This is a genomic window from Mesorhizobium sp. M4A.F.Ca.ET.050.02.1.1 (genome assembly GCF_003997725.1).
GTDB lineage: Bacteria > Pseudomonadota > Alphaproteobacteria > Rhizobiales > Rhizobiaceae > Mesorhizobium.
Genome location: NZ_RZSG01000417.1, coordinates 1 through 5,289, shown reverse-complemented (window position 1 = coordinate 5,289; position 5,289 = coordinate 1). Strand labels below are relative to the sequence as shown.

Annotated in this window: 5 protein-coding genes and 1 pseudogene; 5 read left to right on the top strand and 1 reads right to left on the bottom strand. The window is 64.6% G+C overall.

Annotated features, from left to right (window positions below; genetic code table 11):
• From EOA33_RS23210 to EOA33_RS23200, 3 genes and pseudogenes are all read left to right on the top strand, one after another.
• A pseudogene (locus tag EOA33_RS23210) lies at positions 1–324 on the top strand (Holliday junction branch migration protein RuvA); the annotation flags it as partial.
• 43 nt (positions 325–367) lie between these two features.
• Complete coding sequence (gene ruvB / locus EOA33_RS23205) at positions 368–1,405, top strand: Holliday junction branch migration DNA helicase RuvB (RefSeq protein WP_127406690.1); 1,038 nt, start codon at positions 368–370, stop codon at positions 1,403–1,405.
• Positions 1,406–1,534: 129 nt separating this feature from the next.
• The gene (locus EOA33_RS23200) at positions 1,535–2,437 is read left to right on the top strand and encodes a metallophosphoesterase (RefSeq protein ID WP_127406689.1); all 903 of its coding nucleotides are present in this window, start codon (positions 1,535–1,537) and stop codon (positions 2,435–2,437) included.
• A 10-nt stretch (positions 2,438–2,447) separates the two neighbouring features.
• Here EOA33_RS23200 and EOA33_RS23195 read toward each other — a convergent pair whose 3' ends face one another.
• The gene (locus EOA33_RS23195) at positions 2,448–3,698 is read right to left on the bottom strand and encodes a cellulase family glycosylhydrolase (protein ID WP_127406688.1); all 1,251 of its coding nucleotides are present in this window, start codon (positions 3,696–3,698) and stop codon (positions 2,448–2,450) included.
• 52 nt (positions 3,699–3,750) lie between these two features.
• Here EOA33_RS23195 and ybgC point away from each other — a divergent pair, with 52 nt between their 5' ends.
• Entirely contained in the window at positions 3,751–4,224 is a 474-nt protein-coding gene (gene ybgC, locus EOA33_RS23190; protein WP_126057873.1) for a tol-pal system-associated acyl-CoA thioesterase, read from the top strand.
• 307 nt (positions 4,225–4,531) lie between these two features.
• Positions 4,532–5,242, top strand: a complete 711-nt coding sequence (tolQ, locus tag EOA33_RS23185; RefSeq protein WP_126057874.1) for a protein TolQ — start codon at positions 4,532–4,534, stop codon at positions 5,240–5,242.
• Positions 5,243–5,289 lie beyond the last annotated feature (47 nt).

The window sequence follows — 5,289 nt, the reverse complement described above, 5'->3', positions numbered from 1 at the left end:
GCCAACGCGATCGCCTTGCGCGACATCGCGGTGGTGTCGCGCGCGCCGGGTGTCGGCAAGAAGGTGGCCGAGCGCATCGTCACCGAATTGAAGGCCAAGGCGCCGGCCTATGCGGGCGCCGCCTCGGGCACGATCGGGCTGAAGCAGGAGCTCGGCGAGGGCGTGGCGCCGGCGCCAATCACCGACGCCGTCTCGGCGCTGGTCAATCTCGGCTATTCGCGCGACATCGCGGCCAACGCGGTTTCGGCGGCGCTGAAGGCGGCGGGCGAAGGCGCCGACGCCTCGAAGTTGATCCGTTTCGGGCTGAAGGAACTGGCGCGGTGAGGGGCCGCTTGTTCTGGTCCTTGCCGTATGCAAGGAAAGCGGCATGAACCTTTCGCCCCGCCTCATTGCCCCCGACAAGCGCGGCGAGGATGCCGACCAGAGCTTGCGGCCGCAATCGCTCGACGAGTTCGTCGGCCAGGCGGCGGTCCGGGCCAATCTCAAGGTCTTCGTCGACGCCGCCAAGGGACGCGGCGAGGCGCTCGACCATGTGCTGTTCGTCGGACCGCCTGGCCTCGGCAAGACGACGCTGGCGCAGATCATGGCGCGCGAGCTCGGCGTCAACTTCCGCTCAACGTCGGGGCCGGTCATCGCCAAGGCCGGCGATCTCGCCGCGCTTCTCACCAATCTCGAAGACCGTGACGTGCTGTTCATCGACGAGATCCATCGCCTCAATCCGGCGGTGGAGGAAATCCTCTATCCGGCAATGGAGGATTTCCAGCTCGACCTGATCATTGGCGAGGGACCGGCCGCGCGTTCGGTCAAAATCGACCTCGCCCGTTTCACGTTGGTCGCCGCCACCACACGGCTCGGGCTTTTGACCAATCCGTTGCGCGACCGTTTCGGCATTCCGGTGCGGCTCAATTTCTACACGGTCGAGGAGCTGGAGCAGATCGTGCGCCGTGGCGCGCGCATCCTTTCGATGCCGCTCGGCGACGATGGCGCGCTGGAGATCGCCAGGCGGGCGCGCGGCACGCCGCGCATCGCCGGCCGGCTGCTGCGCCGGGTGCGCGATTTCGCCAGCGTTGCCGGCGATGGCCATGTCGACCGCCGCATCGCCGATGAGGCGCTAACCAGGCTGGAGGTCGACGGGCTCGGTCTCGACGCGCTCGACCGCCGATACCTGTCGATGATTGCCCGCAACTTCGGCGGCGGCCCGGTCGGCATCGAGACCATCGCGGCTGGGCTCTCCGAGCCGCGCGACGCCATCGAGGACATCATCGAACCTTATCTGATCCAGCAGGGCTTCATCCAGCGTACGCCGCGCGGGCGCGTGCTGACCGCCAATGCCTGGCGCCATCTCGGCCTCGACGCGCCAAAGGATCTGGCGCAGCAGCAGATCAGCCTGTTCCAGGAGGAGTAACGCAGATTTGTTCCCCACTTGCGCGGGGAACGGCCTGTCTGCGCAAAATCTGCTCGCCGCGGCCAAGCTGAAGACGCAATTGCCGCCTCTAGCTTGACGCAATTGCCATACCAAGGGCCGGGCGGACCTATGATCACCAGACGTGGCTTCCTGCGCCTCATCGGCGGCTCGTTCCTGTCGATGGTGTCGCTCAGCGCCTATGCGGTCGGCATCGAGCCGATGCTTCTGACACATGTGAAGCGCTATTCGCTGATGCCACCGCACTGGCCGGCGGGCCTCAAGCTGCGTGTCCTTGCGCTCGCCGACATCCATGCCTGCCGTCCCTGGATGACGCCGGAGCGGATCGCCTCGCTTGCCGCCGAGGCAAACGCCTTGCGTCCGGATCTCATCGTCCTGCTCGGCGACTATGTCGCCGGCATGCGCCTGGTAACGGACGAGGTGCCCGCTTCGGAATGGGCCTCGGCCCTGTCCGGCCTGAAAGCGCCGCTCGGCGTCAAGGCGATCCTCGGCAATCACGACTGGTGGCACGATCCTGTTGCGCAAAGGGCGGGGGCCGGACCAACCGAGGCGCGCAAGGCACTCGAGGGCGCCGGCATCACGGTGCTGGAAAACGATGCCTTGCGCCTGGAAAAGGACGGACACGGCTTCTGGCTGGCAGGCCTCGCGGACCAGCTAGCGTTGCTGCCGGGCGACGGCCGCGACGAGCCCAGGGGCCTCGACGACCTCGATGGCACGCTGGCCAAGGTGAGCGATAGCGCTCCCACAATCCTGCTCGCCCATGAGCCTGATATCTTCCCGAAAGTGCCGTGGCGGGTTTCGCTGACGCTGTCCGGCCACACCCATGGCGGGCAGGTGCGGCTGTTCGGCTATTCGCCGGTCGTGCCTTCGCGCTACGGCAATCGCTACGCCTATGGCCATGTCGTCGAAAACGATCGAAACCTGATTGTGTCCGGCGGACTCGGCTTCAGCATCATGCCGGTGCGTTTTGGCATGCGCCCGGAAATCCTGCAGATCGATCTCGGGTCCGCCTGAACCGCCCGCTTCAGTGAAGCGACCTGATCGCGTTGATTACGTCAGGCTCGGCCTTGTCGCCGTCGAAAGCGTCGACAATGCCGAAGGCACCGCCATAGCCCCACACCGACCAGGAGAAGCCGTGCGCCTCGGCGCGCCCAATCATCTGACTGACATAGGCGGCGCGGTATTCGGCGGGCATCACATAGGCGTTGCCGTATTCCTGGCGGATCATCCCGAATTCGCCGAGCGTGATGTTTTCCGGTCTTATCCCGTTGGCTTTCGCCCACGCTTCGACCGTCTTGAACGGCGCATCCATGATGCCGAGCAGCTTGTCGTCGCTGTCCATGCTGGCGACCTGCTCGTCGAGATAGGCAAGCATGCCGCTCCGGCGCGTCCAGGGCGCCTCGGCCCTGATCCGGGCACGGATCGTGTCCAGCGCCACATCGAGCTGCCCCTGCGGCACGGCTGTCAGCGGAAAGGGCAGGCCGGTGACATAGCGGATGAAGTCGCCGGCCCAGGTCGCGCCCTGATGGGTGAGCAGGAACGGATCGTAGGAATGGAAGGACCAGATGATGTTGTCGTCGGCGATCAGCTTCGGGTCGATCCTGGCCAGCGACGCGGCGTTGGAGTAGCAGGCGCCGGTGAGGATCAGCGTCAACCTGGTGGCCGAGGAGCGCGCCGCCGCGAATAGCTTCTTCTGGCGCTCCGGCCAGAGATTTGTGCCGTCGCCGTCGCAGTCGACGATCGGCTCGTTCATCGGCTCGAAAGCGACCTGGCCCGGATCCTCGTTTGACAGCGTGCGCGCCATCTTGCGCACCATATCGACATAGGCGTCGAAGGTCCCGGGGTCGTCCATCACCTCGCCCATGCCGATCTTGCGGTTGCCGCCGGCGGGGATCAGATGCATGTCAACGATCACCTTCAGCCCGGCGCGGTTGATCATGCGCGCCGAGTCCAGCACGCTGGCGTAAAGGTCGTCGCGCAGCGCAAGTGTCTCTTCGGACAGGAAGGGGGAGGGGTCGACCGGCATGCGCAGGAAATCGAAGCCGGCATCCTTGAGCGCCTTGAGGTCATCCTCCTTGAGGAACTTTCGCCATTCCGGATAGGGCAGGATGGCGTTCGGGTCGTTCCATTTCTCCTCGCCGGTCCAGGTCGTCCACTGGTCGAGATTGAGGCCGCGCTTCATCGAGAACGTCGCGGCATAGGTGGGCAATGCCAAAGCCCCAAGAGCCAGCAGTGCCGCCATCAAGGTCTTGATCATCGCGCCCAACAGTGCCATCCGGTTCCAGCGCCGCAACACCTGCCTGCTCGGGCCAGAAAAGGAAAGCGCGATGGACGATCATGGTGAATCGGCGGCGCTCGGCGCGGGGCTTTCCGGCGCGCTGACGGAATTCGGCCATCGGCTGATGGCGCGGGTCTACTATGCCGATACCGATTTCTCCGGCGTCGTCTACCACGCCCGCTATCTCGAATTCTTCGAGCGCGGCCGCTCCGATTATCTGAGGCTCGCCGGCGTTCATCATACCGAGCTTGCCGACGGCAAGCATGGCGAACGCATCGTCTGGGTGGTCAGGCGCATGGAGATAGACTTCAAGAGTCCCGCCCGCATGGACGACATCCTGACCATCGAGACGCGCACCGAGGATATTTCCGGCGCCCGCATCTTCATGGCGCAGCAGCTGAAGCGCGGCGACGAGGTGCTGGTCGAGGCGAAGGTCGAGGCGGCGATCATCGGCGAGAACGGCCGGCCGAGGCGCTTTCCGAGGGAGTGGGTCGCAGCGTTTATGCCAAAGGCAAGCGACTGATATTTCGGCCCTCGGCGACCTCCGCAGCCATTTGATCGACAGATGCGAGCAGCGACCCTGCGATATGGGGCGCGGCAATGCGCCGCGCTTCATATCATAACCCATCCTTAACCATAACGGTTCATGAAGAGATTGGTGAAGATTGGCGGAATCCGAACGCCTTCCTTTCACCAATATTTGCCCCGAAAAGGCCGCGAAACGGTGCATTCGGGGTGATCCCGCAAGCTTCAAGCTCGCGCGAACGGACCACAAGGGATGCCCATGGGCCCAGCCGCCAGCGACGCCCGGAAAATCTAAGGACGTAACCATGGAAAACATCGCACTCGCCGAACCGGGCGCGCATTTATCGATTTGGGCGCTGTTCATGCAGGCCAGCTGGGTCGTCAAGCTGGTCATGATCGGCCTGCTCTGCGCCTCGATCTGGACCTGGGCGATCATCGTCGACAAGCTCGTCGCCTATGGCCGCATGCGGCTGGCGCTGAACCGCTTCGAGCAGGTGTTCTGGTCGGGCCAGTCGCTGGAAGAGCTCTACCGTACGCTCGCCGACCGCAAGACCACCGGCATGGGCGCGATCTTCGTCGCCGCCATGCGCGAATGGAAGAAGAGCTTCGAGAAGGGAGCGAAATCGCCGCTCGGCCTGCAGACCCGCATAGACAAGGCGATGGACCTGGCGCTGACGCGCGAGATGGAGCGGCTGGAGGGACGGCTCGGCTTCCTCGCCACCACCGGTTCGGCCGCGCCCTTCATCGGCCTTTTCGGGACCGTCATCGGTATCATGACCTCGTTCCAGGCCATTGCCGCTTCGAAGAATACCAGCCTGTCGGTGGTCGCGCCCGGCATCGCCGAGGCGCTGCTCGCCACCGCCATCGGCCTGCTCGCGGCCATCCCGGCTGTCATCGCCTACAACAAGCTGTCATCAGACGCGAACAAGATCGCCGTGCGCATGGAAGGGTTCTCGGATGAGTTCTCCGCCATACTCTCGCGGCAAATCGATGAAAAAGTCGCGCAGAAGGCCTGAGGTACGATCATGGGTATGTCCGTAGGCATGGCGGGACGCGGCGGGCG

Coding starts and splice junctions, on each gene's coding strand:
- EOA33_RS23200 (WP_127406689.1), top strand. CDS start 1,535: ATGATCACCAGACGTGGCTTCCTGCGCCTCATCGGCGGCTCGTTCCTG.
- ruvB (WP_127406690.1), top strand. CDS start 368: ATGAACCTTTCGCCCCGCCTCATTGCCCCCGACAAGCGCGGCGAGGAT.
- EOA33_RS23195 (WP_127406688.1), bottom strand. CDS start 3,698: ATGGCACTGTTGGGCGCGATGATCAAGACCTTGATGGCGGCACTGCTG.
- ybgC (WP_126057873.1), top strand. CDS start 3,751: ATGGACGATCATGGTGAATCGGCGGCGCTCGGCGCGGGGCTTTCCGGC.
- tolQ (WP_126057874.1), top strand. CDS start 4,532: ATGGAAAACATCGCACTCGCCGAACCGGGCGCGCATTTATCGATTTGG.